Annotated in this window: 19 protein-coding genes, 1 other RNA gene and 1 pseudogene; 7 read left to right on the forward strand and 14 right to left on the reverse strand. The window is 54.1% G+C overall.

Annotated features, from left to right (window positions below; genetic code table 11):
* Window positions 1–28 precede the first annotated feature (28 nt).
* From DVA44_RS13935 to DVA44_RS13960, 6 genes and pseudogenes are all read right to left on the reverse strand, one after another.
* Complete coding sequence (locus DVA44_RS13935) at window positions 29–664, reverse strand: LuxR C-terminal-related transcriptional regulator (RefSeq protein WP_114387293.1); 636 nt, start codon at window positions 662–664, stop codon at window positions 29–31.
* 22 nt (window positions 665–686) lie between these two features.
* Window positions 687–1,199 (reverse strand): fimbrial protein, encoded by a 513-nt coding sequence (locus DVA44_RS13940; protein WP_114387294.1) that lies wholly within the window; start codon window positions 1,197–1,199, stop codon window positions 687–689.
* A gap of 13 nt (window positions 1,200–1,212) precedes the next feature.
* Entirely contained in the window at window positions 1,213–2,220 is a 1,008-nt protein-coding gene (locus tag DVA44_RS13945) for a fimbrial protein (protein ID WP_114387295.1), read from the reverse strand.
* 24 nt (window positions 2,221–2,244) lie between these two features.
* The gene (locus tag DVA44_RS13950; protein WP_114387296.1) at window positions 2,245–4,752 is read right to left on the reverse strand and encodes a fimbria/pilus outer membrane usher protein; all 2,508 of its coding nucleotides are present in this window, start codon (window positions 4,750–4,752) and stop codon (window positions 2,245–2,247) included.
* A 42-nt stretch (window positions 4,753–4,794) separates the two neighbouring features.
* Window positions 4,795–5,472 (reverse strand): annotated as a pseudogene (locus DVA44_RS13955) (molecular chaperone).
* A 59-nt stretch (window positions 5,473–5,531) separates the two neighbouring features.
* Window positions 5,532–6,056 (reverse strand): fimbrial protein, encoded by a 525-nt coding sequence (locus DVA44_RS13960; RefSeq protein ID WP_114387297.1) that lies wholly within the window; start codon window positions 6,054–6,056, stop codon window positions 5,532–5,534.
* A gap of 502 nt (window positions 6,057–6,558) precedes the next feature.
* On the opposite strand from DVA44_RS13960, the gene DVA44_RS13965 reads away from it, so the two are divergent.
* Together DVA44_RS13965 and DVA44_RS13970 are read left to right on the forward strand one after the other, a co-directional pair.
* On the forward strand, window positions 6,559–7,218 hold the full coding sequence (locus tag DVA44_RS13965; protein WP_114387298.1) for a helix-turn-helix domain-containing protein: 660 nt from the start codon (window positions 6,559–6,561) through the stop codon (window positions 7,216–7,218).
* A gap of 85 nt (window positions 7,219–7,303) precedes the next feature.
* The gene (locus DVA44_RS13970) at window positions 7,304–7,945 is read left to right on the forward strand and encodes a winged helix-turn-helix transcriptional regulator (protein WP_114387299.1); all 642 of its coding nucleotides are present in this window, start codon (window positions 7,304–7,306) and stop codon (window positions 7,943–7,945) included.
* A gap of 446 nt (window positions 7,946–8,391) precedes the next feature.
* Here the strand turns inward: DVA44_RS13970 and menI are convergent, their stop codons facing one another.
* Together menI and DVA44_RS13980 are read right to left on the reverse strand one after the other, a co-directional pair.
* Entirely contained in the window at window positions 8,392–8,802 is a 411-nt protein-coding gene (gene menI / locus DVA44_RS13975; protein WP_114387300.1) for a 1,4-dihydroxy-2-naphthoyl-CoA hydrolase, read from the reverse strand.
* Window positions 8,799–11,855, reverse strand: a complete 3,057-nt coding sequence (locus DVA44_RS13980; protein WP_114387301.1) for an FAD-binding and (Fe-S)-binding domain-containing protein — start codon at window positions 11,853–11,855, stop codon at window positions 8,799–8,801. The genes menI and DVA44_RS13980 overlap by 4 nt, the downstream gene beginning before the upstream one ends.
* Before the next feature lie 206 nt (window positions 11,856–12,061).
* On the opposite strand from DVA44_RS13980, the gene ydiK reads away from it, so the two are divergent.
* Both ydiK and rprA read left to right on the forward strand, forming a co-directional pair.
* The gene (gene ydiK, locus DVA44_RS13985; RefSeq protein ID WP_114315220.1) at window positions 12,062–13,174 is read left to right on the forward strand and encodes an AI-2E family transporter YdiK; all 1,113 of its coding nucleotides are present in this window, start codon (window positions 12,062–12,064) and stop codon (window positions 13,172–13,174) included.
* 188 nt (window positions 13,175–13,362) lie between these two features.
* Window positions 13,363–13,473, forward strand: an RNA gene (gene rprA, locus DVA44_RS13990) — antisense sRNA RprA.
* A gap of 467 nt (window positions 13,474–13,940) precedes the next feature.
* On the opposite strand, the gene DVA44_RS13995 is transcribed toward rprA, so the two are convergent.
* From DVA44_RS13995 to ppsA, 4 genes are all read right to left on the reverse strand, one after another.
* Window positions 13,941–14,435 carry a hypothetical protein gene (locus tag DVA44_RS13995; protein WP_103826488.1) on the reverse strand — a complete coding sequence of 165 codons (495 nt, stop codon included), beginning with the start codon at window positions 14,433–14,435 and terminating at the stop codon, window positions 13,941–13,943.
* A 447-nt stretch (window positions 14,436–14,882) separates the two neighbouring features.
* Window positions 14,883–17,258: a glycoside hydrolase family 3 N-terminal domain-containing protein gene (locus tag DVA44_RS14000; protein ID WP_114387302.1), complete on the reverse strand. Its 2,376-nt coding sequence runs from the start codon at window positions 17,256–17,258 to the stop codon at window positions 14,883–14,885.
* A 3-nt stretch (window positions 17,259–17,261) separates the two neighbouring features.
* A complete protein-coding gene (locus DVA44_RS14005) occupies window positions 17,262–18,662 on the reverse strand; it encodes an MFS transporter (protein WP_114387303.1) in 1,401 nt (466 codons plus the stop codon).
* Between the two features lie 236 nt (window positions 18,663–18,898).
* Window positions 18,899–21,277: a phosphoenolpyruvate synthase gene (gene ppsA, locus DVA44_RS14010; RefSeq protein ID WP_114387304.1), complete on the reverse strand. Its 2,379-nt coding sequence runs from the start codon at window positions 21,275–21,277 to the stop codon at window positions 18,899–18,901.
* Between the two features lie 338 nt (window positions 21,278–21,615).
* On the opposite strand from ppsA, the gene DVA44_RS14015 reads away from it, so the two are divergent.
* The 3 genes from DVA44_RS14015 to hemP all read left to right on the forward strand — a co-directional run bounded on the left by DVA44_RS14015 (window position 21,616) and on the right by hemP (window position 24,053).
* Window positions 21,616–22,449 (forward strand): pyruvate, water dikinase regulatory protein, encoded by an 834-nt coding sequence (locus tag DVA44_RS14015; RefSeq protein WP_103823860.1) that lies wholly within the window; start codon window positions 21,616–21,618, stop codon window positions 22,447–22,449.
* Window positions 22,450–22,602: 153 nt separating this feature from the next.
* The gene (gene aroH / locus DVA44_RS14020; RefSeq protein WP_103823929.1) at window positions 22,603–23,649 is read left to right on the forward strand and encodes a 3-deoxy-7-phosphoheptulonate synthase AroH; all 1,047 of its coding nucleotides are present in this window, start codon (window positions 22,603–22,605) and stop codon (window positions 23,647–23,649) included.
* Between the two features lie 167 nt (window positions 23,650–23,816).
* On the forward strand, window positions 23,817–24,053 hold the full coding sequence (gene hemP, locus DVA44_RS14025) for a hemin uptake protein HemP (RefSeq protein ID WP_210405516.1): 237 nt from the start codon (window positions 23,817–23,819) through the stop codon (window positions 24,051–24,053).
* Window positions 24,054–24,086: 33 nt separating this feature from the next.
* Here hemP and selO read toward each other — a convergent pair whose 3' ends face one another.
* Both selO and DVA44_RS14035 read right to left on the reverse strand, forming a co-directional pair.
* Entirely contained in the window at window positions 24,087–25,529 is a 1,443-nt protein-coding gene (gene selO / locus DVA44_RS14030) for a protein adenylyltransferase SelO (protein WP_114387305.1), read from the reverse strand.
* Window positions 25,530–25,593: 64 nt separating this feature from the next.
* The gene (locus DVA44_RS14035; protein WP_114387306.1) at window positions 25,594–26,304 is read right to left on the reverse strand and encodes an EAL domain-containing protein; all 711 of its coding nucleotides are present in this window, start codon (window positions 26,302–26,304) and stop codon (window positions 25,594–25,596) included.
* Window positions 26,305–26,468 lie beyond the last annotated feature (164 nt).

Here is a 26,468-nt window from a genome sequence, read left to right on the forward strand (position 1 = left end):
GGCATCTTTCAGAGCGCCACAGGTACAATCAGGCTTTCAAGCATTCACGCAGCAGGTTTATTTGCATATTTTTGTCCCGCATTCGGGTCAGCAATGCCTGCAGATGGTGATCGCTCTCCAGCTGGAATTTTTGCATGACATCATACTTGTGGGCATACACCGTTTTGCTGTCGATCTTCAGCTTTTGTGCAATAGCGGGCGTCGAGAGCCCCTGGTACAGGCTCGCCATAATCACCGTCTGCCGCGGAGATAAAGTCCGGTGCTGACACTCGGCGCAGACGGGGTTTATTCTGCTCTCTTCGTGGCGCTGTAGGGTGTGCCAGGCCGAACTGAATACCCGATAAAAATCGCTCAGCGGCGCATCCCGCGACACGAAAACCATCTCCTGAAAACAGGCCGGTAATGTCTCTTTACTGTAGTGTTCTCCATTGACCAGACCAATCATCACCCCTTTTCTGCGCGCCAGTAATTCTGGCGTACAGATAAAGGGCTCTCCCCGGCAGAGTGACAGCACCATGAGATCGGCGTTGCTAATATTCTCCCGGGTAAATTCCGTCATAAACTCTATTTCACACCCGAATTGCGTCCCGAAGAGATCGACAATCAATTTTTTCAGCGCATAACAGTAAAGTGTCTCTGTCTCATTAATAAGCACGTTGACCATCGTCGGTATTTCCCTCACTCGTTCAGTTGTATTCCAGCGTCGCGACCACGGCGACGCTGATAGTTCCAGGCGTGACGCCACCGGTAGCGGAATAGGCAATGGCCTGCAAATTCATGGTTGCAGTACGATCGTCGCCAATATTTTGAGTCATGCGGCTCCCCGGACCTTTTAAATTCCCCGTACCGGTTTCAATTATGCCCAGCGCGATATTTGTGGCAGTGCCGCTGTTCCTGTAATAGTGCGTTCCGGCCACGGGATCTGCCGTCCCGGTTAAGCTGACAGTCACGCTTTGGGTAGCCGCCGGACATTGGGTGAAGTTGAGCGAAAAAGGCACAGGCGTGGAGGATGACGCCGGCGTAGCCATATTCTTTGCCTGCATGTTTCCCAGATTGACGTTCACACTCGAATTTCCGCCATTAAAAATACAGGGAGAGGCGACAATTCTCCCTTTTACTGAGACGCTTACCGCATCCGTCGCCAACGCTGCAGCGGTGTACAGCCAGATGCTCGCTATCCCGATAATATTCAGCCTCATCGATCGTTTCCTTTTACTGATAGGTGAGGATCAGAGTGGCACTGGCATTCGCGGTTCCGGTGCTTACTGAGGTTTTGGTTTGGTAGTAACGGGCGGTGATCGGCATACTCTCCTGACCGCCACTCGTCTGTTTAAGGGCAATCGTGCTGTTTAAAACCAGCGGCTCGCCGTTATAAAGCAGCTGGACACCCACGCCGTCGGCAACGCCCGCCGAGCCCTGGCCGGTTAACGCCAGCACGCTGTTGTTACTGAGCCCGGGGTACTGAATGCCGTTCAGCGTGACGTTAATTTTCGCCCCAGCGTCGCAGTTCAGGCCGAGGTTTTGCGTATTTTGTCCCCCCTCTGGTAGGGTGCCGACCGTATCGCCGAAACGGCTTACCGGCACGTCGCCGAGAAGGAATACCAGATTTGGCGTGGTAATGGCGCAGGCTACCTGTGTAATCGAACCGGTTCCGGCATAGACGGGCACATCCGGTGCCGCCGTGCCGCCCCGATATTGCTCTGTCCAGGCGACAAAGGAGGCCAGTAGTCCGTTCACAGAACCCGACGTAATATCGCCGGTTTTCCAGAACTGGATAATCGGCTGGAAATTGCTGGCGTGTACTTCATTGGCGTTCGAGCTCCAGGAGGCGCTGAAAAGATCGGCCCCTAACCAGGTGGTTCCATTAAAACTGGCGCTCCCGGCGGTGGTTTTTTCATAATATCCCACGGAGACCCCGACGCCTGGCAATCCGGTTTGATATACCCGGCGACCGTTGGCGGTGGTGAACGCATAAGCCAGCCCCCCGCTCTTCATGCCTGCGGTTGAACCTTCATTCCCCGTTGGCGTACAGCTATAGGTCAGCGCCAGCGAGCCATAAATTTCATTGCTGATCGCCTGCCCGACCGGGAGATCGCGCTGAACGATAATATTGCCGTAATTAACGCTATACGGGGCACCGATATAGGTGTAATCACATCCATAGCCGTACAGTGGAAAGAGTATTCCCGCCAGGATGAACAGGCACCTGATAATAGACATGTCGAGTCATCCACAATCATTCAATTAATGGCAAACCACATCCGCACGAATTATCTCGCCGGGAGGTTGTTGGGTATTAAGGGTGTAGTGAGCCTGGCAACGCTGTTGTGCCGCCTCGCCCCACTTCACCGTTAATTTCACATCCGGCTGCAAACCGGTTAAATAGACCTGGCCGCCGTCACCCACGATGAAACCTGTGTTTTGCGCTCCGTTCACCGTCGCGATAGCGCCGAAAGGTACCGGCTGACCATTTTGTCGGGTGAGCGTCATCAGGATCCGCAGCCCGACGCTGGCGACATAGCTGGCGCGCACAATCGCGCCCCGGGTCGGGATCACGGTCTGTACCGTCTGTTCCAGTTCAACATCGTCAGGCAGGGTATCGGTCAACAACGAAACGTCATTTTTCCGGTAGGGCGTCATCTTGCTGCAGAGGGTATATCCGCGGTAATCGGTTTTTGTCCCGGACTGGTTTTGTATCCCTACCCCTGCCGCGCCGGGCGCTTTTATCAGCACGTTGGTTTCGCCGAGTGCCTGAGAAAAGGTCACGCCGTCAGCATGGGCGACCACGCTCCCCTGGAGGGCATAATTCAGCCGGTCGCTGTACTGATCGTAACTGTAACCCGCCGTCACCTCACCATAAGTGCCTTTGTAATCACCGTTTATATTGCCGGTATAGCCGACGTTATCCGTGCTGTAACCCTGCTGCACATTCCAGCTCAGGGCATTGTTTTCCAGCCCCGTGCCGTTCATCCCCAGGCTGTGGAGGGTGCCGCTGTTTTTACTGGTGCTCATACCGTAATTCACCCAGGTTTGCGGCAGGAAGGCTCCCAGCGGAACGCTGATATTCAAGGCCACCATCTGATCTTTGGCATCACCACGCGTGCCGTCGCTGCGGTTTTTACTCCGGGTATAGGTCAGACCGTAGCTGACGCTCTGCCAGAAATTGTTATAGCCCAGGCTCCATGAGATCTTTGGTTGCCTGATATCCCAGTAATCTTCCCTTACGGCACTTAACATCAGCGAGCCCAGGTGGTTGCCAAGCGTCTGGCTCAGGGTTAACTCGGCGCGATTACGGCGCCTGTCGTTGAGCGCGCTGTCGCTGCCATAGGTGTCCAGCACCTCCTGCATCCCGTAATAACCCCGCGTGGCGTAGCGGTAGCCCGCAATGGCAAAATGGGTCCCGCTGTTGACAAAATTCTTGCTGTAGCGCATCCGCCATGACTGGCCGTTCGATTTTGCGCGATCCTGCGGGGTTGACCAGGCCTGGGTGACGTCAGCCGAAAAGGCACCGAAATCGCCCATATTTTTTCCCATTCCGGCGGCCAGCGACTGGTATTTACTCGCCCCCTGAAATCCGCCGTACAGGGTCAGGCCATACGGAATACCGTAGATACCGGTGAACTGGCTGAACGGGGTTTTATCCACGCGATGATCCCATGAGCGATATTGCCCGCCGGTGACGGCGTACTTCAGCTGCCCTTCACGCTGCAATACCGGGAGTGAGGCAAACGGCACGGTAAAATGCTGTTCGCTGCCGTCGGCCTCTTTAATAGTGACCTCGAGATCCCCTGCGCCGCCGGTCGGGTACATATCGGTAATTTCAAAGGCGCCCGGTGCGATGTAGTTCTGGTAAATCTGATAGCCGTTCTGGCGAATAATGATCTGCGCGTTGGTCCTTGCAATACCGCGCACCACCGGCGCATAGCCCCTGAGCGAATCCGGCAGCATGTCATCGTCTGAAGCGAGTTGTCCGCCGCGAAAAGGCATGCTGTCAAACACATCTGCCGGTGACGCGCTGTCCCCGAGCGTCAGCTGGGCTTTCAGCGGGACAATGCCCCTTCGGGCATAGGTATAAACGTTATCCCACTGCGTCTGACCTTCGCTGCCCCGTGACCAGGTCGTGTAGTTTCGCAATCGCCACGGACCGATATTCAAACCCGGCCGCAGGTTGGCGTACTGACTGCTGTCGTTGCCGCCGTTTTTGTTCATAATGCTTGCACCGCTGAGCGAGTAGTTGAGCATGGCGGCGGTGATCCCTTCATCCCAGAGCGCAGGCTGGACATAGCCTCTGGCCTGTATCGTCAGCGCGGCCTGCGGAACGCTGATGGCAAGGCGCTGGCTGGCAAACTGAAAATCGGTGCTGGCCTGAGGAATAGCCGCCAGATGCGCGCACGGCGAGCCTGGCTGGCTGAGCCCCGGAAAGCGCTCGGTTTTAACCCCCCATTGACGCAACTGGTCGACGCTGAGACAGGGCTCAAGGCGCGACTCACCCTCACTGTCTGTCACCTTATGAAACGTAACGTCCTGGGTGTCTGTCAGCTGACCATCAAGAACAATATCAACATGATAAACACCCGCAGCCTGAGAACCTGTTTCAAAACCATTCAGATCGGCTCTGTCGATCCCCGGATTATCGAGTTCAATCAGTTCGGGGTTAAAAAATTCGCGCGCCTGAATTTTATTCACCTCACCGGCCAGGACAACGGTAATAAACCCTGCCAGCCAGGTGGCTTTATTTCCGCTGATTTCCATCTTAATACTGCTCCATGAATATCACCTGCAACCTTTTATCGGTCACAGGTTTGCTGTATGTGCGTCCCCTGTGCCGCCAAAATCATTAATCAATTTAAAGACCACGGCACTGCCCATGGTTTGTGCGGGAAGGAAAATTGCCGTTTGTCCATGAGGCAATATCCAGGTTGCCTCTGGTACTTTTTTACCCCCAACAGTGATTTCATTAAAATTCATCACATAATCAGTGGGGTTAACGATCTCAATTTAATTGCCGTTACGTCGCCAGATTAATTTATCCGCCTCTTCCTCTGGTGTTGAGCGCTTTAAGCCTGCCGGACGGTAAATTAATTTAATTCGCGTTTTCACCGCAATTTGCAGCGAATTCTCGGTGGTCGTTGCCGAGGGGATCGATTTGATATTCAGCCAGAACAGACTCTCGCGGTCCTGTGGTAATGTCCCGGTTAATACAATCCGCTCAACGTTTTGTTGTCCTTTATCCAGCCGGTAGAGAGGCGGCGTAATGATAAAAGGCGGTTTCGGCGCACTGTCACTCACTCCCTCTATCCACGACTGAACCAGATAAGGTGAGTTATCAGGATTATTGACGTTGATAGCGGCCTCTTTTTTGCTGCCGTCAAATATAAGCCGTGTTCCGCCAATAACGATCCCTGCCTGTGCAGCCGAAACGCCCGTCACAATAAACAGACTGGTGAGCAGGATTTTGTGAACAAATTTCATTACATACCTCAGTGACAACGGGGCCGTGTTCCGGCCCCACCTGATGTCCGGTCAGGTCATTAGTTATAAACAACAGAGAAATTAGCGACCGAGTTTGCCGGGCCTGCCGTCACGCTTGACGCTGTCGAAATATACTGCGCGTAAAATTTCAGGGTATTATCCTGGTCGCTGGTCAGTTCATAGTTATAGTTATTCTCGCCGTGCAGCGGCAGATCCACTTTATCCGCTGACATCAGATTAATTGCCACGCCCGTTGCCGCATCCGAAACCGCAGTATTAATGGCCAGCAGACTTGGGTTAACGAGATCTGGCGTACCGTCAAAACGAATCTTTGCTGATGTTACGGTATCTGGACAATTTTTTAATATAATATCGAAGCCTTTTGCTGCGGTTCGGTCTCCCATACCCGCGAACTCAGATTTATAAAAATCGCCAATAACTACGGTCTGGTTTTGCGAAGCGACAGCAACGACGCAGGCAGAATCCAGAATATTTCCGGCAAAGTTAACCGTACCTGCTGCCGCAAACACAGAAGAGGTGCAGACTGCAGCCAGAACTGATAACGCAACAATAGTCTTTTTCATAGAATTATGTCCTTAATAACACTTACCATCACCATTTTTTGGGCAAAAGCATTCCATAAGGTGTGAATCACCTTTTATTTTTTTATGCCCGTTATGCTGGTTCCTTTTTGTGAGTAAAAGAGGTGCCATCGTAACTTTATATAAGGCGCCCTGGTCAAATTTCACTCACATGATGCAATTTATATAAAGACTTTCCTGAACTCAAATTATTTCTCGGTCTAGTTGTAGACTTCGCCACTCTTTTTTTTGCCTGCTGTTCAACGCCGAGATTCAGCCTGGGATGCTCTCACTTTTGTTCTTCAGTGAATAGAATGCCCCGTCTGAGCGTCTGGTCTATTAATAGACTCAGTAAGAAAACCTACTTTTATCAAAATGTTAAGCATAAACAGCCACGGCCAGTCTATTTTTAGACCCGCGACTGATATTCCCAGCATCAATAGTTTTTACGATAATCGCGCCCGGTTAAGAATCACCGTTAGTTTCAGTAAGATGAGGTCACCTGATGAATACCCGAATGACGGCGGTAAAGGGCGCTCCCACCACCTCTTCACTGGCGTTTAAACCTTTTGCAGATATAGAAAAACTGATTGCCCATCTTCGTCCCTTTACCGAGACCGTGACGATATATAAAGGCGATGTGGTGCACTATTACGAGGGGGAGATACGGCAGTGCTGGCTGTTATTAAGTGGCAGCGTAGCCCTGCATAGGCGTGGCGACGGCGTGGTGCTGAATTCTGAATCGGGTCCTTTTATTATTGGCGTTAGCAGTCAGCTATGTTCGGAACATTTATATGCCCGAGCCCTGGAAGATGTTGAGGTGGCGCCCATGCCTCTGGCTTTATTTAATCAGATCGTAGCCAATGAGGGGTTATGGGAACCCTTTTCGCGGCTGCTGATTTATACGGTTTCCCGAATCTATGAACACTGTTCACAGATATCGCAAATGTCCGCGTATGACATTATTCGTCTGCAGTTAGTCGAACTGTTACAGGAGCCTGACTCGGTACGGCTCAACACCACCGCGGCAGCCTATATCAAAAGCCGGACCTATCTGTCCCGAAGCGGGATCATGCGTATCCTGTCGGAGTTACGAACCGGAGGATATATCGCCATGCAGCGGGGGGTACTGATTGATATTCATCATCTGCCGCTGAAATATTGATTAAGGAGCCATAACGCGGAGCCAGGAGGGCGCACAAGCACTATAATAACCCTCATTACGTCAGCCTCATCCAGCAGGTCATTTTATGCCATCGCCAACGACGCCGCCCGGTCAGGCTCAGCGTGGGTCGCCCTGGGCGCAGGAGCTTGTATCCCATCTGCAACCCTACGCGACCCTTCACCACGCCCAACGGGGAGAGCGGTTCGAGCTTTGTATCAATGGTCAGGGTGTCTTTTATCTGATTATTGAGGGCAGCGTGGCGATTTATCGCCGGAGCAACGATATGTTGCTTTCAACCGCCAACAGCCCGGCAATTTTGGGTCTGGCAAACCTGACGGATATCTACTTCGACAACTACTTCAAAACCCTTGAGCCTTGCGTTATTGGTACGCTTGCGACCGATAAAGTCAACGACATCTGCACAGAAAAAGATTTGTGGAGCGTTGTCTCCCGCCACCTGATGTTTGTTTATAACCGACTCTATCACCACGTTATGCCAGTGGGCTCACCCACCGCGTATGAGTTAATTCGCCAGCAGTTGCAGGAATTGATGGCCGAAGAGGAGAGTTTTCGCGCCAGGATCACCGCAGAAAGGTACATCCGGGATAAAACCCAGCTTTCGCGCAGCGGGGTGATGCGTATTCTGGCCGATCTGAAAGCCGGTGGTTACGTGGAAATGGAAGAGGGTCGACTAATTAGAATCAACAAGCTCCCCGCCAGATACTAGGTAAAACAGCCCACCAGCAGGGTGTTCTCTTTTTGTAGGCGTATTCTGAATATCAGTCGGAAGACTGAGGCGATCGCCGCCGGGTGCGCTATGCTTCGGCAAAAGGGCAACATACGGAGGGGAAATGCTCATTGCACTTGTGACCATCGCCATCGTTGCCGTCGTCATTACCGGTCTGGTTATCCTGTCTGCTATGCAGGACATTAACAACGATTACTGAATGCGGAAAAAAGAAAGCCCTTAAGACTACCAGAGGTAATCTTAAGGGCTTCTCGCTCCATCCGGCGCTTATCTCCGGCACTCAATATGGCTTAGCTCTTGAAGGAGCATAGGAATAATCTCATAAACCCGGGTGCGCGAATTAACATTTCTTGCGGCCCGCCAGTAAACGTCGGTATTTCAAAGTGATAAAAAATGAAAAAAGGCCGCATTTGCGGCCTTTCGCTTTATATCACCGCGGTAGTCAGCCGCGACGAACAGCATAAACGGTTCTGCTCATCCAGGATCTCAATCTGCCATACCTGATGGCGCGAGCCAGCATGCAACGCGCGACAGACGCCGCGTACCCGGCCGCTGCGCACGGAACGAATATGGTTGGCATTCACCTCCAGCCCCACCACCTTCTGCTCTCCTTCGGTACAGAGGTAGCCGGCCACCGAGCCCAGGGTTTCGGCCAGCACCACCGATGCACCACCGTGCAGCAGCCCAAAAGGCTGATTGGTACGGCTGTCGACCGGCATGGTAGCCTCCAGTTCATCCTCGCCGATGCGGGTAAACTGGATATCCAGCAAGCCCACCATATTTCCGTCACTCATGGCGTTTAACGCCTGCAACGTCACCGCACGTTTCCAGATCATCCCATAATCTCCAGTAAGGCCTGCAGCGGATGGCGCACGCCGTTGCCTTCGACGCGTTTGACCTGGCTACGGCAGGAGTAGCCGGTCGCCAGGCAGCGGCTGCGCGGCAGGCGCTGCATCGCCTGGTGCCAGGAAAGCTCGTAGATGCCCAGCGAGTTCGCGTGGTTCACCACCTCGTGTCCGTAGGTTCCGGCCATGCCGCAACAGCCGACGCTGACGCTCTCCAGCTTCGCGCCAAAGCGGGCGAAAATGGCCGCCCACTGCGCTGGCGCGCCCGGCAATGCGGTCACTTCGGTACAGTGTCCAAACAGATACCACGCCTCGCCGCTGGTCTCCTGGACGGGTTGCGCATCGAGGATCGTTGGCAGCCACTCATGTACCAGCATGACGTGGAAGTCGCCGCGCTTGTCACCAAGGGTCTGTTTGTACTCATCGCGATAGCAGAGCACCAGCGCCGGATCGACCCCGACCATCGGCATACTCAGCTGCGCCACCCGGTTAAGGAAGTCCGAGGTTTTTTGCGCGGTTTTCGCAAAGCGGCTGAGGAAACCTTTGATGTGCTGCGCCTTGCCGTTTGGTGAAAACGGCAGCAGCACCGGCTGGTATCCTAACCGCTCGGCAAGACGAATAAAGTCCGCTACCACCTGGGCATCGTAATAGCTGGTAAAGGGATCCTGCACCACCAGCACCGTTTTCGCTTTTTGCTCCGCGCTCAGCGCCTCAAGCTGCTCAAGAGTCAGGTTGGCAGAGCGGTGGCCGACCATCTGACGCTGCAGGGAGGGCGTGGAGAGCAGCGGCAGGTCGATCATGCCGATATGCTTCTCGGAAAGTTTGCGTACCAGCGGCTGGTTAATAAAGAAGTTGAAGGTGCGCGGCGCGCGGGCCATCAGCGGGGCATAACTCTCCACCGTCGCGACCAGGTGATCGCGCATCGGGCGCAGATAACGGCTGTGATAGAGCTGCAGGAAGCGGGAGCGGAACTCCGGCACGTCGATCTTAATCGGGCACTGGGTAGAGCAGGCTTTACAGGCCAGGCAGCCCGACATCGCCTCTTTCACCTCGTGGGAGAAGTCGTACTCCCCTTTACTCGCATGCCAGCTGTTGCGAGTGCGCGCGATAAGGGTGCGCAGGCTGGCGCGTTTCTCCGGCAGCTCTTTCTCCAGCGCCAGCGGATCCACGCCGCGATCGGCCAGCAGACGCAGCCACTCGCGCACCAGCGTCGCACGTCCTTTCGGCGAGTGGATGCGGTTGCTGGTGATCTTCATTGACGGACACATCGGGCTTTTCGCATCGAAGTTAAAGCACAGGCCGTTACCGTTACACTCCATCGCACCGCGCCAGGAGGCGCGCACGGCAATGGGGATCTGGCGGTCAAAGGTGCCGCGCTTGACTGCATCCACCTGCATCATCGGGGCGTCGATACCCTCCGGCGGACAGATTTTACCGGGGTTGAGACGGTTATCAGGGTCAAAGGCCGCTTTGATTTTGCGCAGCTCGCCATAGAGCTGTTCGCCAAAGAAGGCCGGGCTGTACTCTGCGCGGAAGCCTTTTCCGTGCTCGCCCCACAGCAGACCGCCATATTTGGCGGTGAGCGCCACCACCTCATCGGAGATCTGCTTCATCAGGATCTCCTGCTGCGGATCGCACATATCCAGCGCCGGGCGTACGTGCAGCACTCCGGCATCGACATGGCCGAACATGCCGTAGCTCAGGCCGTGGCTGTCGAGCAGAGCGCGGAACTCAACGATATAGTCCGCCAGGTTCTCCGGCGGCACGCAGGTATCTTCAGCAAACGGAATCGGCTTGGCAGCCCCTTTAGCGTTGCCCAGCAACCCCACCGCTTTTTTACGCATCGCATAGATACGTTCGATGCCAGCGAGATCGTTACACAGCTGCCAGCCAATCACCCCACCTTCGCCCCGGGCGATCAGCTCGTCCAGCCGCTGGCATAAGGCAGCAACCTGGCTTTCGATAAGCGCTGCGTCATCGCCGGCAAACTCAACGATGTTCAGGCCCAGCATCTCTTTATCGGGCACGTCAGCGATAAGCTCGCTGACCGAGTGCCAGACGATATCTTCCCGCGCCAGGTTGAGCACTTTTGAGTCAACGGTCTCAACAGACAGCGCCCGGGCATCCACCATAAACGGCGCATTACGCAGCGCAGAGTCGAAAGAGTTGTACTTCACATTCACCAGGCGGCGCACTTTTGGCAGGCGGGTGATGTCGAGACGCGCCTCAGTGATAAAGGCCAGCGTCCCTTCTGAGCCAGTGAGGATGCGGGTTAAATCGAACTGACTGAGATCGTCATTAAAGACATGACGCAGATCGTAACCGGTCAGGAAGCGGTTCAGTTTCGGGAATTTATCGATAATCAGCTGGCGGTTGTCTCGGCAGCGTTCCAGCACGGTGCGGTAGATACGCCCGGCGGTGGTGTTGTCCTTGCCGAGCGTTTCGGCAAGCTGAACCGGCACAGGCTGGGTATCAAGAATATCGCCGCCCAGCAGTACCGCCCGCACGCCAAGAACGTGATCGGAGGTTTTACCGTAGACCAGCGAGCCCTGACCGGAGGCGTCGGTATTGATCATCCCACCGAGAGTAGCGCGGTTACTGGTCGACAGCTCCGGGGCAAAAAAATAGCCGTAAGGTTTCAGAAACTGATTGAGCTGATCCTTGATTACCCCCGCTTCTACCCGCACCCACCCCTCTTCCGGGTTGATCTCAATGATGCGGTTCATGTAGCGGGACATATCGACGACGATCCCCGTGTTAAGCGCCTGGCCGTTGGTGCCAGTGCCGCCGCCGCGAGGGGTGAAAATCAGCGAAGCGAAACGCTCCTGGGAGGCCACACGGGCCAGGAGTGCCACATCAGCGGTAGAACGGGGAAAAACGACTGCATCGGGAAGTAGCTGGTAGATACTGTTGTCGGTCGCCATGGTCAGCCGGTCGGCATAACGTGTGGCGGTATCGCCGGTAAAACCCTGTTGCTCCAGTGCCTGCAAAAAATTCAGCACCAGCTGAACGACGCCGGGTGCCTGAGAAATTTGTGGGATCATTACTGTCGACCCTGCCCAATCTTAAGAGTTGTAGATAATCGTTTGCGTTGTGTCTCACATTTTGTATCACATTTTAAACGTATCCGCCCGACAGAATTACAGGCAGAATCTGCCTGTTAAAAATGGCTGAAATCACTAATGATTGTAGTGATGCGGTTTTATGTTCTCGCCGGTTTGCCGGTGTTCTCAAAAGGTAAATTTCATCTATGGTCAATCGACACCAGCCCAGGGACGTTGCACAAGTTTTGCTGTCGGTGCTGTTTCTGGCAATCATGATTATTGCGTGTCTGTGGATTGTTCAACCCTTTATTCTCGGTTTTGCCTGGGCAGGAACGGTCGTCATCGCCACCTGGCCGCTATTTATTCGTCTTGAACGCTTACTGTTTGGCCGCCGGACGCTGGCGGTGCTGGTGATGACGTTACTGCTGGTCCTGCTCTTTGTCATTCCTGTCGCGTTGCTGGTCAATAGCCTGGTTGACGGCAGCGGCCCGCTCATCACCAGTATCACCAGCGGCGATATGACGCTGCCGGAGCTGGCCTGGCTAAACGATATCCCGCTGATTGGCGATAAGCTCTATGCCGGCTGGCATAACCTGCTGGATATGGGCGGCAGCGCAATTATGGCGAAAGTACGGCCCTATATTGGCGCCACCACCACCTGGTTTGTGGGTACCGCCGCGCATCTTGGCCGCTTCGTCGTGCACTGTGTACTGATGCTGCTGTTCAGCGCCCTGCTCTACTGGCGCGGCGAGCAGGTAGCGCTGGGCGTTCGCCATTTCGCCACCCGTCTGGCCTCGACACGCGGCGACGCGGCGATGCTGCTGGCGGCGCAGGCCGTGCGTGCCGTGGCGCTAGGTGTAGTAGTGACGGCCCTGGTGCAGTCTGTGCTGGGCGGTGTGGGTCTGGCGATTGCCGGGGTGCCTTACGCCACCCTCTTTACGGTGCTGATGCTGTTAACCTGCCTGATGCAGCTGGGGCCATTGCTGGTTCTGGTTCCGGCGATTGTCTGGCTCTACTGGAGCGGCGATACCACCTGGGGCACCTTCCTGCTGGTGTGGAGCTGCGTGGTAGGCACGATGGATAACGTTATCCGCCCGATTCTGATTCGCATGGGTGCCGACCTGCCGTTGATTCTGATCCTCTCCGGCGTGATCGGGGGGCTGATTGCGTTTGGGATGATCGGCCTGTTTATCGGACCGGTACTGCTGGCCGTCTCCTGGCGACTCTTCTCTGCGTGGGTCCATGAGGTCCCGCTGCCGCCAACCGATCCTGATGTGCTGCTTGCCGCCCTTAACGAAACGGACGAGGTCAAAAAGTAACGCTCCCGTTCTGGTGGGTTCGCCCACCAGAATGTTAAGCACCACTTATCAATTTGATTTCCCTTAAGCGCTGCTAAAGCCTTTCCTGCTCGTAATTCCTTCAATCTACTTCATAAATTCTTCATGCTTCTTAAACTATTGAGACGAATCTGATCGACGCAAAAATTCCCTATGCCTACTATTAGGTCACGGTTATGAATCAACAACACCTTGATTTATAAGCATGGAAATCCCCTGAGTGAAACAACGAATTGCTGTGTGTAGTCTTTGCCCATCTCCCACGATGGGCTTTTTTTTCAGTAAGTTACCGGCTTCGTAGAGCATTAGTGCCAAACCGTTTGAAGTACAAAGAGGCTGCTCTTTCTCTCCCCTTATAAATCAACCGCTTAATATATGTGTCATTTCGAAGCGTGTGAAACGCACTGGTTCCTGCTTGCGAATGGTCATCAAGCCTGAAACCATAGCGCACCACTCTTAGAAGCGTGAGTGGCCCATTTTTGCCTTTTCGCCTGTACTAAGCTGAACTCTGCTTTTGTCATGCTGTTGGCTTAGATGCCCAGCCTGCATCGTTCGTTAAGGTGCGTATCCAACTTCTCCGGAATGGTGAAAACCCATCCAAACTTCTCAGCGGTTTCTTGGCATTCTTCTAAAAGTTCTGCCCTTCAATATCACGTTGCGATAACACGCGGCCTGTTCTACAGTCCTCTATCCATTGCTCTGAGAACTACCTCTCCCTACCGCATTTAATTCAGACTTGAACTTCAAATTAACCCTGCTTGTTATTTATAGTGTTGTTAATCGTGACAGGTGTTACTGGCACTTCACCCAAAGCACTTACATGCTGAAAATCATTAGCGTTCTGCTCAGGGTGGTTAGGATCTTTCATAGTAACCAGTGTTATCTGCTTATCAAGTTCCCGGCTTGCCCCGTCAAAGTGGTCTACACCAATTCCAATTAAACCACCGAACAGAATATTGCCCCACATCCAGCCATTACTACTATCATTTATATCGCCTCGAGTAACAGGACTTGTTTCTGTTCTTCTTACCTCTACGTGATAAGGCGCATCACCACGTTTTAAATTAACGGTAGTAGGAGCGATACCTTTAGCGACTTCCATTCCATCAGCATTCCTGACACTAAATAACGCAGGTGCATCAGTGTTAATTGCTACTTTTTGTTTGGTTCCATCGACAATAGTACAGCAAGCAGATAAAGACACAGCACAGATACAAGCCACAGCCACGGCTTTAAGTTTCATTAAATATGTTTCCTGAAAAAAATTAGAAGAATCTTGCTACCATCATTAGTTATTATTCACTGATATCACACCATCTTCTCAGCAACAAGTTTGACCGTTATCATTCTGTTATCAATTATCATCGTTGCTGAAGGAATTCCTGATCCTGAAACGAGATGTGTCTTGCTCAATTCAGCCCGCGGACCGTTGCATGAGCAAACTATCAAGAATAAATTTTAGACATTCTATTAACGATAAACAGGCCCTTGCGAATTAAGTGCCGCCAATAATTGCGCAATATTTGAGCATGATCTATTTTGCGGCACAGGGCATATTTCAGGCGCGTAAGATTATTCCTATACGAACCGTTTTTTTGAGGGATTAGTGCTATTCAAGGAAAAAAGAGGATTTTTTTAATCACTTAATTTGGGCTTACCCTGATTAAGAACCAGGGTAAGCTCACTTACGTTATAACTGGCTCACTGAGCATCCGCTAAGCATCTTCCACTCACCCTTCAGCACCCGCGGCTCACCGGTCACGTTCACCGTCACCACCTCGCGAATATCTGCCGATGATGCCCCAACCTGCAGCTCAAACTCACCCGGTTCGACAACGCGTTTGCCGTCCCGCCGCGTAAAGTTGAAGAGATCAACTGGCAGCGTGAAGGTGAGCGTGGCGCTTTCCCCCGGAGACAGGGTGACGCGCTGGAAGGCTTTTAGCTCCTGCAATGGCCGCACCTGACTGGCGACTTTATCCCGGACGTAAACCTGGACCACTTCGCTCCCGCTGCGCTCGCCGCTGTTTTTCACATCGATGCTCAGCGTCACTTCGCCGTCGACGGGCACACTGCGCTGAGCCAGCCGTGCGGCTACCCAGCTGAAGGTCGTCCAGCCCAGGCCATAGCCAAAGGGATAGCGAGCCCCAAAGTGGAAAGCGAACGGCGTACCGCCGCTTTTCAGCTTGTGGTTGTAGTAGAAAGGCATTGCCCCCGCGCTTTTCGGTACGCTGACCACCAGCCTGCCCTGTGGCTCTGCCCGCCCGGTCAGTACATCGGCGATGGCCCAGCCGCCTTCCTGACCCGGCGCCCAGGCCATCATCAGGGCCGCTACGCGATCTTCCAGCCCCTGCAGGTTGTATGGCCGCCCTCCCGTCATCACCACAATCACCGGTTTACCGGTCGCCACCAGCGCCTCCAGCAACTGCTGCTGTACGCCGGGCAGATTCAGGCTGTCCGTATCCGAACCCTCACCCACGGTGCCGCTCTGGAACAGGCCCGCCAGGTCCCCCACGCATGCCACTACCACATCGCTGTCGTTGGCGACCCGCACGGCTTGCGGGATAAGGTGGGTATCCTGCGAAACCGGTGACTGCTGCATCGGTTTGCCGCTGCTGTCCCCCGGGAAAACCGGGGCCCCCGCCATACGTTTTTCGATGATATGGCACCCTTGCGCATACTGAACGTGGCCCTCGCCCAGGTAGTGTTTCAGCGCCTGCAGTGGGGTGGTCACCTGGGCGGTCTCTTCCACCATGTCACTGATGATCAAATGGACCGGGAAGCTGTAGCCGCTTAACAGCGCCAGCGGATCGTCCGCCGTGGGCCCAACCACCGCAACGTGAGGTTTGCCGGAGAGAGGCAGTACGCCGCGGTTCTCCAGCAGGGTGAGCGAGCGCGTCGCCACCTCGCGGGCCACCCGGCGAGTCTCATCACTTTGCAGATCGATGGCGTTTTCGTCGGCATACGGATGTTCAAAGAGACCAAGGCGGAATTTTTCGGTCAGCACGCGGGCGACGATCTCATCCACTTTCTCCATGGTGATCAGGCCCCGCTCCACCGCCCCGGCCAGATGTCGGGCGCAGTCATCTTTTGGCAGTTCGACGTCCAGCCCGGCGTTAAAGGCCAGCGCGGCCGATTCGGCTGCATCGTGGGACACCCCATGATGCTGATGCAACAGACTCACGCCGCCGTAATCCGCCACGATGATGCCGTCAAAGCCCCACTGCTCGCGTAGCACGGTGGTGAGCAGGAAGTGGTCGCTGTGGCCGGGTTGATTATCAATATCGTGATAAGCCGGCATCACTGACCCGGCATTCGCCAGCTTCACCGCCATCTCAAAGGGTAGCAGGAAAGTGTCGTTGAGTTCGCTGAAACCAAGATGAACCGGGGCGTGGTTGCGCGCCCCTTCGCTAAAGGAGTGGCCAACATAGTGCTTGAGGGTCGCCAGCAGATCGCGTTTATCGCCCTGCAAGCCTTTCACATATGCTGTTGCCATGACACCCACCAGCCACGGGTCCTCGCCAAAGGTCTCTTCTGTACGCCCCCAGCGTACGTCGCGGGAGACGTCCAGCACCGGCGCCAGCCCCTGCTGACAGCCAACCGAGCGGGCCTCTTTACCTATCTGTTCAGCGGCACGCTGCACCAGCTCCGGATCCCAGGTTGAACCGTAGTTCAGCGAGGAAGGAAACAGGGTGGCGTCTTTACACAACAGCCCCACCAGGCACTCTTCGTGGAACAGCGCCGGTATACCGAGCCGCGTCTCCTCCATCATCATGCGTTGCAGACGATTAGCGGCACGCACGCCGGTTCTGGCATCAACGATGTGGGTGCCCAGCGGACGGGTTATCTGCCCGACGCCCAGCTTCAGTCGTTCGCTCAGGGCGGCCTGTTCACTTACACCGGCAAATTCATCGCTCAGATCGCTACGCTCACGGTGGTTGCCGTTCTCATCGAGGATCAGCCAGTAGGCGTGCATCTGGGCAAATTTCTCTTCCGGGGACATGCGCGCCAGTAAGTCGGCGACGCGCTCCTGCACGGGACGGCCCGCATCCTTGTAAATAGCAGTCATCAGTTACTCCTGAATTGCGGAATGAATTGCCGGGCTGAGGTGCCCAGCCTCGTTACGGGTTTCACGTTTGCTGGCGAGTTCACGCGCAATGGTATCCACCAGTCGGCTGTTGAGCTTGTAGACCGCCAGCAGTAGCACCATGCAAATAAACAGGCCGCAGGGGATCAGGGTGAACAAGGCGTTAATGGTAGAGAGCACGTGCGGGGTCTGGGTAGCCTCTCCCGGTGCGTAATCCACCATCCCCAGCACCCAGCCCACCACGGCACCGCCCAGCGCAAGGCCAAATTTGATGGCGAACAGCGCGGTAGAGAACACCAGCCCGTCGAGTCGGCGGCCGCTGCGATGCTCTTCGTAGTCCACCACGTCGGAGAACATGGTCCACTGGAGCGGCGTGGTCAGGTTTTGTATGAAGCTAAAGATGATATTCAAACCAAAGATCAGCCAGACCTGGGAAGGCGGAATGAAGAAGATCAGCGCGCCAAAAATAACGAAGGTAATAATGGTCCACTGATATGCGCGAACCCGGTCAAATTTCCCCAGCAGGCGTTCGGATAATAAAGCGCCGCTCAGCGAAGCCACCATCCCCGAGACAATAAAAGCAAAAATCAGCTCAGGGCGCAGCAGAACATATTTCACGTAATACATCGTTGCTGATCCACGCGTGACCACCGCGGTGAGCAGGAGAATATTGAACAGAAAAACGATTCGCCACTGGCTATTTCCGGCCAGCAATTTTAAATCCGTCAGCATTGAGCCCGAGGTGTCATTACGGGGAGAATAACGTTCGCGGGTCATAAAGAAACAGCAGAAGAATAAGATAATGCCTAATAACCCCATAAGGCTCATGGCATAAAAATAGCCCTTCTGAACGTTGTCATTGCCTAAATAAGAGACCAGAGGTAAGGCGATAACCGTGACGATCAGGCCACCGATAAACGACAAACCAAAACGCCAGGATTGCAGGGAGTGGCGCTCGCGCGGATCCAGCGTCAGAGCGCCGGGCATTGCGCAGTAAGGCACATTAATGGCGGAGTAGATAAGGCTTAAAATGGCGTAGGTTACACAGGCATAGACAATTTTTGCCGTGGCGCCTACGTCCGGTACATAGAAGGTAATCAGGCAGCTGACGCCAAACGGAATGGCGAACCAGAGCAGCCAAGGGCGGAAACGACCGTGGCGGGTTTGGGTGCGATCGACCAGCGCCCCAATACAGGGATCGACAAAGGCATCCACTACCCTGACGACTAAAAACATGGTACCCATAATGGCCGCAGGCAGGCCAAAAACATCGGTATAAAAGTAGGCCAAAAATAACGTCGCCGTTTGCCACACCAGCGCGCTGGCCATATCACCTAATCCATAGCCTATTTTATCCTTCGTACTCAATACAGAGGAAATTGTCATTTTTAATGAGCCTTTTTATCAGGTTAAAATTATTTCAACCAGCTGCGCAAGAATCAGATTCTTGCGCATTCGAGGCTCAATTATTAGCAACGCCTTGCCTGCTAACAATTGTCTAAATTAACAGACAAATTATGATATTTAGTTTTTTTATTTATTTGTGATGGAGAGCAAGTCTCGGTGAAAATAAAAAAGGTGAGGATCAACATCCTCACCTTTTATCGTGCAGAACATGAATGTTACTTGTTAAGTTCGGCCAGGCTCAGCCAGGTTTGTACTACGGTGTCCGGGTTGAGGGACAGGCTGTCGATCCCCTCTTCCATCAGCCATGCGGCAAAGTCTTCATGATCGGAAGGTCCCTGACCACAGATACCCACGTACTTACCTTGCTTCTTCGCGGCACGGATGGCCATCGACAGCAGCGCTTTGACCGCCTCGTTACGCTCATCAAACAGCGCGGAGACTACGCCAGAATCGCGATCCAGACCCAGCGCCAGCTGCGTCATATCGTTCGAGCCGATGGAGAAGCCGTCGAAGTGTTCCAGGAACTGTTCTGCCAGCAGGGCGTTGGACGGGATCTCACACATCATAATGATTTTGAGCCCGTTCTCGCCGCGCTTCAGCCCCTGACGCGCCAGTTCGTCAATGACCGCTTTCGCCTGATCCACGGTACGCACGAACGGCACCATGATCTCAACGTTGGTCAGCCCCATATCGTTGCGCACGCGTTTCACCGCTTCGCACTCCAGGGCAAAGCAGTCGCGGAAGCTGTCAGAGACATAACGACCGGCGCCACGGAAGCCCAGCATCGGGTTCTCTTCTTCTGGTTCGTAACGCTCGCCGCCCACCAGGTTGGCATATTCGTTAGATTTGAAATCAGAGAGACGCACGATGACGCGTTTCGGGAAGAAGGCCGCACCCAGCGTCGCAATCCCTTCAGCCAGACGGCCAACGTAGAACTCTTTCGGCGAGTCGTAGCCTTTCATCATCTCGCGGATCTCTTTTTGCAGCTTCTGATCCTGGTCATCGAACTCCAGCAGCGCACGCGGGTGAACCCCGATCATACGGTTGATGATGAACTCCAGACGCGCCAGGCCAACACCTTCGTTTGGCAAGCAGGCGAAGTCAAACGCCCGGTCCGGGTTGCCGACGTTCATCATGATCTTCAGCGGCAGATCCGGCATGGTATCCACGCTGGAGCTCTTCACGCTGAAGTCCAGCAGCTCCGCGTAGACATAACCGGTGTCGCCTTCGGCGCAGGAGACGGTGACGTTCTCATCGTCCTTCATGCGTTCCGTGGCGTCACCACAGCCGACAACCGCCGGAATACCCAGCTCACGGGCGATGATCGCCGCGTGACAAGTACGACCGCCACGGTTGGTGACAATCGCCGAGGCCTTTTTCATGATCGGTTCCCAGTCCGGGTCGGTCATGTCGGTTACCAGCACATCGCCCGGCTGGATACGGTTCATTTCACTGATGTCGTGGATCACTTTCACCGGGCCTGCACCGATACGGTGGCCGATAGCACGGCCTTCAGCGATGATTTTGCCCTGGGCATGCAGTGTGTATCGCTCCATCACCTGGCCGCGGGAACGGACGGTTTCCGGACGCGCCTGGACGATGAACAGTTTGCCGGTGTTACCGTCTTTGGCCCATTCGATATCCATCGGACGGCCATAGTGCTTCTCAATCTGCACCGCCTGCTTCGCCAGCTCCTGCACTTCGGCATCGGTCAGGGAGAAGCGGTCGCACTGTTCCTGCGGCACATCTTCAATGCGAACCTGCTTACCGTGCTCCTGGGTCGGGGCGTAAACCATGCGGATCTTTTTCGACCCCATGGTACGGCGCACGATAGCCGGGCGATCCGCGGCCAGAGTTGGTTTGTGGACATAGAATTCGTCAGGGTTGACAGCACCCTGCACCACCATCTCGCCCAGACCCCAGGCAGAGGTGATAAAGACCACCTGATCGAAACCCGATTCGGTATCAATAGAGAACATCACCCCTGAGGAGGCCAGGTCTGAACGCACCATGCGCTGCACGCCCGCCGACAGCGCAATGCCGCGGTGGTCATAACCCTGATGCACGCGATAGGAGATTGCGCGGTCGTTAAACAGGGAGGCAAACACATGTTTTACCGCCACCAGCACCGCATCGTAGCCCTGCACGTTGAGGAAGGTCTCCTGCTGTCCGGCGAAGGAGGCATCCGGCATATCTTCTGCGGTCGCAGAGGAGCGCACGGCAAAGGAGGCCTGCGCATCGTCAGCGGAAAGCTGGTTGTAGGCGTCGTGAATGGCTTTTTCCAGTTCAGGCTGGAAAGGTGTGTCGATGATCCACTGGCGGATCTGAGCCCCGGCTTTAGCAAGCTCGGAGACATCATCAATGTCCGTATTATCCAGTAGTTCGTAAATGCGCTGGTTTACGCCGCTTTGATCCAGAAAATAGTTAAAAGCATCGGCGGTGGTAGCAAATCCATTCGGTACGGAGACACCCATACTGGACAGATTTGTAATCATTTCACCCAGGGAGGCATTTTTGCCTCCAACTCTGTCTACATCATTCATGCCGAGTTGGTTATACCAAAGCACCAGCGGTGACGAGCCATTGTTGGACATCGAAACAATCCTTTTATGATATATGAACGGGTTTTAAGAAGTTCCTTACTGCGTATTTATACTGTCATATTTATTCGCACTAAAAAAACGGTGAATCGTGTAAGCACTTTTATTTTTTAGCTTTTCAGACTCTTCCCGCTTAAATCCTAACCTGATGATTCTTATGGATTCCCACAAAAACCCTCAGACTTTAGTGTGATTTTGAAAAATGAAACACCCCTTTCATTTAAAATAAAAATAGCGTTTCATTTTTATTTTCCAGCGTACATTGCCTGTTGTATTTTACTTTTTTAATTTATGCTTTCAGTCAATTACATCTGATATACCGAGTGTGCAAAATGGATAATGCTGTCGATCGCCACGTTTTTTATATTTCCGATGGTACGGCCATCACCGCCGAAGTACTGGGCCATGCGGTGATGTCGCAGTTCCCGGTTTCCATTAACAGCATCACCCTGCCGTTTGTGGAAAATGAGAGCCGCGCCAGAGCAGTGAAAGATCAAATCGATGCCATTTTTCAGCAGACCGGCGTGCGCCCGCTGGTCTTCTATTCGATTGTGATCCCGGAGATTCGCCAGATCATTTTACAGAGCGAAGGCTTTTGCCAGGATATCGTCCAGGCGCTGGTGGCCCCTCTACAGCAGGAGATGAAACTGGATCCCACCCCGGTGGCGCACCGCACCCATGGCCTGAACCCGGCGAACATCACTAAATATGACGCGCGTATTGCCGCCATCGATTACACCCTCGCCCATGATGACGGCATCTCACTGCGTAATCTCGATCAGGCCCAGGTCATTCTGCTCGGCGTGTCGCGCTGCGGTAAGACCCCTACCAGCCTCTATCTGGCGATGCAGTTCGGGATCCGCGCCGCCAACTACCCTTTTATTGCCGATGATATGGATAATCTGGTACTCCCGGCGGCGTTAAAACCCCTGCAACATAAGCTGTTTGGTCTGACCATTAACCCGGAACGCCTGGCGGCCATCCGTGAAGAGCGCCGGGAAAACAGCCGCTACGCCTCGATGCGCCAGTGCCGTATGGAAGTGGCTGAAGTCGAAGCCCTGTACCGTAAAAACAATATTCCGTGTCTGAACAGCACCAACTATTCGGTCGAAGAGATCGCCACCAAAATTCTCGATATTATGGGCCTGAATCGCCGCATGTACTAACAGGCTAGTACATTAGTTCATAATCCTTTATACTCGCTCCCCATTACAGGGCACGTCTGTGCCCTGCACTTGAAATCAGCGGGGATTGGTTTAAGGTGATGCCCATCACTTCCCGGTAAGTTACCGATGAAGCACTACATTCTGAGAAATACCATGAATAAAACCGATGAACTCCGCACAGCGCGTATCGATAGCCTGGTGACGCCAGCAGAGCTGGCCCAGCGGTACCCTGTTTCTGCGGCAGTGGCCGAGCACGTGACAACGTCACGTAAACGTATTGAAAAAATCCTTAATGGGGACGATCGCCGCCTGCTGGTGATTGTTGGCCCCTGCTCTATTCACGACCTCGACGCGGCGATGGACTACGCCCAGCGCCTGAAAGGACTCCGGGATAAGCACCAGTCACGGCTGGAGATCGTAATGCGTACCTACTTTGAGAAGCCGCGCACGGTGGTAGGCTGGAAAGGGCTGATCTCGGATCCCGATTTAAACGGCAGCTACCGGGTCAATCACGGCATCCAGCTTGCGCGCAAACTGCTGTTGCAGGTCAACGAGCTTGGCGTGCCGACCGCCACTGAATTTCTCGATATGGTGACCGGACAGTTTATTGCCGATCTCATCAGCTGGGGGGCGATTGGCGCCCGTACCACCGAAAGCCAGATCCACCGTGAAATGGCCTCGGCGCTCTCCTGCCCGGTGGGCTTTAAAAACGGCACCGACGGCAATACCCGCATCGCAGTAGATGCCATCCGCGCCGCCCGCGCCAGCCATATGTTCCTGTCGCCGGACAAGAACGGTCAGATGACCATCTATCAGACCAGCGGCAACCCTTACGGTCACATCATTATGCGCGGCGGCAAACAGCCGAACTATCATCCGCAGGATATCGCGGAAGCCTGCGATACCTTGCGCGAGTTCGACCTGCCGGAACAGCTAGTGGTGGATTTCAGCCACGGTAACTGCCAGAAGCAGCACCGTCGCCAGCTTGATGTCTGCGACGAGGTTTGTCAGCAGATCCGCAACGGCTCCAGCGCCATTGCCGGGGTGATGGCCGAAAGTTTCCTGCGCGAAGGTACGCAAAAAGTGGTGGTCGGCCAGCCTGTGACTTACGGCCAGTCAATTACCGATCCTTGCCTGAGCTGGGAAGATACTGAAGTGCTGCTGGATAAACTGGCGGCGGCGGTGGACTCGCGCTTTTAGCACCTGCGCCGGGTGGCGGCTACGCCTTACCCGGCCTACAAAACGCCACAATCTGATACTGCAGGCCCGGTAAGTTAAGCGACACCGGTTTTTTTTTCAGGCCGCATCTCGCAAGCCTCTTATTTTTTCTCACAAAAACAGTTGCTGAACCGGTCAGTTTATCGATAATGATTATCAATGTTACATTGATTGCTATTTTAAAAATTTATATGTCACGTATGGATAACACTGCAGCAACGCTTGCCCGTCATGAAGACAAAATAGCGCCGGCCCCGGAGGCGACCGATCGCCGTATCGACAGTAAACAGCTGCTGGGCGAAGAGGGACGCGTCATCATTGAGCATCATGGTCAGCACTACCTGTTGCGCCAGACACATGCCGGAAAACTCATCCTCACAAAATAACCCCTTCGCCACCGCAGCCGGTTTTCTCACGCATTAGCTTGAGCAACTCACCTCAAGCCGCTTGCCCCAGTCTGGCGGGCGGCTGATATAGTCATCGTTACGGTCAGCAAACGGCGTCCGAAGGGCATCATGCAGGCGGTGAAGCTCAGCATAATCGCCTTTTTCTGCCTGCTCGATCGCCCGCTGCGCCAGCCAGTTACGCAGCACCATCGCCGGATTGACGGCATTCATTTGGGCCTGACGTACATCGTCGGCAACGTTCTCCTGCTGCAGGCGCGTGCGGTAAATCGCAAACCAGTCATCAAAGGCCTGACGGTCGATAAACTCATCGCGTAGCGGCGAAGCGGCGCTTTGCTGCTCGGTTTGCCCCAGCATGCGGAAGGTGCGGGTGTAGTCGCTGCCTTCGCGAGCCATCAGCGCAAACAGGTTATTCAGGAGGGTGTTATCGCCCTTCTCCTCGGTCATCAGCCCCAGCTTGCGGCGCATCAGTTTGCCGTATTGCTGCAGGAGCACCTCCTGATAGCCATCTAGCGCGTCGTTGAGCGCTTCAACATCAATGAACGGCGACAGGGACTGGGCCAGACGCTGCAGGTTCCACAGCCCGACAGCAGGCTGGTTATCAAAGCTGTAACGCCCCTGATAGTCGGAGTGGTTGCAGATATAACCTGGCTGATAGTCGTCGAGGAAACCGTACGGGCCATAATCGATAGTCAGCCCAAGGATCGACATGTTATCGGTATTCATTACGCCGTGAGCAAAGCCCACCGTCTGCCAGCTGGCGATCAGGGATGCGGTGCGCGCCACCACGTCGCGGAACCAGAGAATGTACTTATCGGCCTCGTCCTGCCACTGCGGCCAGTAGTGACGAATAACGAAATCTGCCAGCTGGCGGACTTTCTCCGGCTCGCGGCGGTAGTAGAAGTGTTCAAAATGGCCGAAACGGGCATGGCTCTGGGCAACGCGGATGAGCATGGCCCCCAGCTCCATCGTCTCACGCGCGACGGGGGTATCGCTGGTGACAATCGACAGTGCGCGGGTAGTGGGAATGCCCAGGGCATGCATCGCCTCGGAAGCCAGGCTTTCGCGGATGGTGGAGCGTAGCACGGCGCGGCCATCGCCCATACGCGAGTATGGCGTGAGTCCGGCGCCTTTCAGGTGCCAGTCCATTGTTTGTCCATTGGCAAGCAGCTGTTCGCCAAGCAGGATCCCCCGCCCGTCTCCCAGTTGTCCGGCCCAGACGCCGAACTGGTGCCCGCTGTAGACTTGCGCCAGCGGCTGCATGCCTGGCAGCAGTGTTTCGCCGCCAAAGACACCAGCGCCTTGTTCAGGGGTAAAGAGCGAGGCCGGGATTGCCAGTTCGTCTGCCAGCGCCGTGTTATGCCAGATTAGACGGGCATTGTTCAGGGGCGTGGGTTTCAGGGCCGTGTAAAAACCGGGTAATTCATCATGCCAGTGCGCGGTAAAAGACAGGGTCATAGGTCCTCCTGCTTTTAGTGTAGTGGGTTTGTCAGATGTTAAACACCGGTTAAGACCAAGGTTATCACTGCACCAGCGATGTGATCCGCTCAAGGGGAACGGCAGGCCACAGGTTACCCTGCATGGAACTGAAGCCGTAAGCCGACAGCCGTTGCAAGACGATCTCATCATTAACGCCCGCTACCATTAGCGACTGACAGTACGGTGATACCTGGGCAAAGATAGCCCGTAAAAAAGGATCAAAGGTATTTTCAGTAAGATGATTCTGAATGAAATTTTTATCCAGCGCGACGCGTTTAAACATGCCATCAAAAATGGCTTTGGTTGACGCATCCCCGGTTCCGAAATTACCCAACACCAGCGGAAAGCGCAGCGCGAAATTCATTAGCCTGGTATTTAAATTGCCTTTATTAAGATCAGGGTAGTTTTCATAAATGGTGAACTCCAGCCATGGATATCGTTCACATATTGAAACACCTTCGTCTTCTGTTATCAGGTATTCAACGATGACTGGCGAGATATTTATCCAGGCGATGAGCTGTTGCTGAATAAAAAAGAGTTTGCAGGTTTCAAGCAAGGCGAGCTGTTCCTGAAACAGCATCAACTCCTGCACAGGCGTTAGCATAGGCCGCACCAGCTCGGTAGGTATGCGCACCTGATTGTTAACGCCAACAAAGTTGACGTTTATTTCAAGTCCTTTTAGCGCTCCTGAGTCATGGCGCGCAGGGACCAATAAAAATTCTGTTTGATACGCAATATCCAGCATCACAATCATGGCATCCGTCCTGATTTAAAGACGATACATGACATCCTGAAACATATGCTGAAGCAATTCAACCTTATGGATTTTAATAAGAATAATTTCATTCGTTCCATTTAATTTTCGGATTTTCCTTAGTCCTGAAATAATCTTATCCTGGTTGCTGTTTAATAGCCAGT

This window comes from Leclercia sp. W17, assembly GCF_003336325.1.
Classification (GTDB): domain Bacteria; phylum Pseudomonadota; class Gammaproteobacteria; order Enterobacterales; family Enterobacteriaceae; genus Enterobacter.

Excerpts from the sequence above, each read along its gene's own strand:
- DVA44_RS13945 (WP_114387295.1), bottom strand. The coding sequence starts at position 2,220 with ATGTCTATTATCAGGTGCCTGTTCATCCTGGCGGGAATACTCTTTCCA.
- DVA44_RS14035 (WP_114387306.1), bottom strand. The coding sequence starts at position 26,304 with ATGATTGTGATGCTGGATATTGCGTATCAAACAGAATTTTTATTGGTC.
- DVA44_RS13960 (WP_114387297.1), bottom strand. The coding sequence starts at position 6,056 with ATGAAAAAGACTATTGTTGCGTTATCAGTTCTGGCTGCAGTCTGCACC.
- DVA44_RS13995 (WP_103826488.1), bottom strand. The coding sequence starts at position 14,435 with ATGAAACTTAAAGCCGTGGCTGTGGCTTGTATCTGTGCTGTGTCTTTA.
- DVA44_RS14000 (WP_114387302.1), bottom strand. The coding sequence starts at position 17,258 with ATGACTGCTATTTACAAGGATGCGGGCCGTCCCGTGCAGGAGCGCGTC.
- ppsA (WP_114387304.1), bottom strand. The coding sequence starts at position 21,277 with ATGTCCAACAATGGCTCGTCACCGCTGGTGCTTTGGTATAACCAACTC.
- DVA44_RS13965 (WP_114387298.1), top strand. The coding sequence starts at position 6,559 with ATGAATACCCGAATGACGGCGGTAAAGGGCGCTCCCACCACCTCTTCA.
- DVA44_RS13980 (WP_114387301.1), bottom strand. The coding sequence starts at position 11,855 with ATGATCCCACAAATTTCTCAGGCACCCGGCGTCGTTCAGCTGGTGCTG.
- DVA44_RS13940 (WP_114387294.1), bottom strand. The coding sequence starts at position 1,199 with ATGAGGCTGAATATTATCGGGATAGCGAGCATCTGGCTGTACACCGCT.
- DVA44_RS13935 (WP_114387293.1), bottom strand. The coding sequence starts at position 664 with ATGGTCAACGTGCTTATTAATGAGACAGAGACACTTTACTGTTATGCG.
- DVA44_RS13970 (WP_114387299.1), top strand. The coding sequence starts at position 7,304 with ATGCCATCGCCAACGACGCCGCCCGGTCAGGCTCAGCGTGGGTCGCCC.
- DVA44_RS14015 (WP_103823860.1), top strand. The coding sequence starts at position 21,616 with ATGGATAATGCTGTCGATCGCCACGTTTTTTATATTTCCGATGGTACG.
- DVA44_RS14005 (WP_114387303.1), bottom strand. The coding sequence starts at position 18,662 with ATGACAATTTCCTCTGTATTGAGTACGAAGGATAAAATAGGCTATGGA.
- DVA44_RS13950 (WP_114387296.1), bottom strand. The coding sequence starts at position 4,752 with ATGGAAATCAGCGGAAATAAAGCCACCTGGCTGGCAGGGTTTATTACC.
- selO (WP_114387305.1), bottom strand. The coding sequence starts at position 25,529 with ATGACCCTGTCTTTTACCGCGCACTGGCATGATGAATTACCCGGTTTT.
- aroH (WP_103823929.1), top strand. The coding sequence starts at position 22,603 with ATGAATAAAACCGATGAACTCCGCACAGCGCGTATCGATAGCCTGGTG.
- ydiK (WP_114315220.1), top strand. The coding sequence starts at position 12,062 with ATGGTCAATCGACACCAGCCCAGGGACGTTGCACAAGTTTTGCTGTCG.
- menI (WP_114387300.1), bottom strand. The coding sequence starts at position 8,802 with ATGATCTGGAAACGTGCGGTGACGTTGCAGGCGTTAAACGCCATGAGT.
- hemP (WP_210405516.1), top strand. The coding sequence starts at position 23,817 with ATGATTATCAATGTTACATTGATTGCTATTTTAAAAATTTATATGTCA.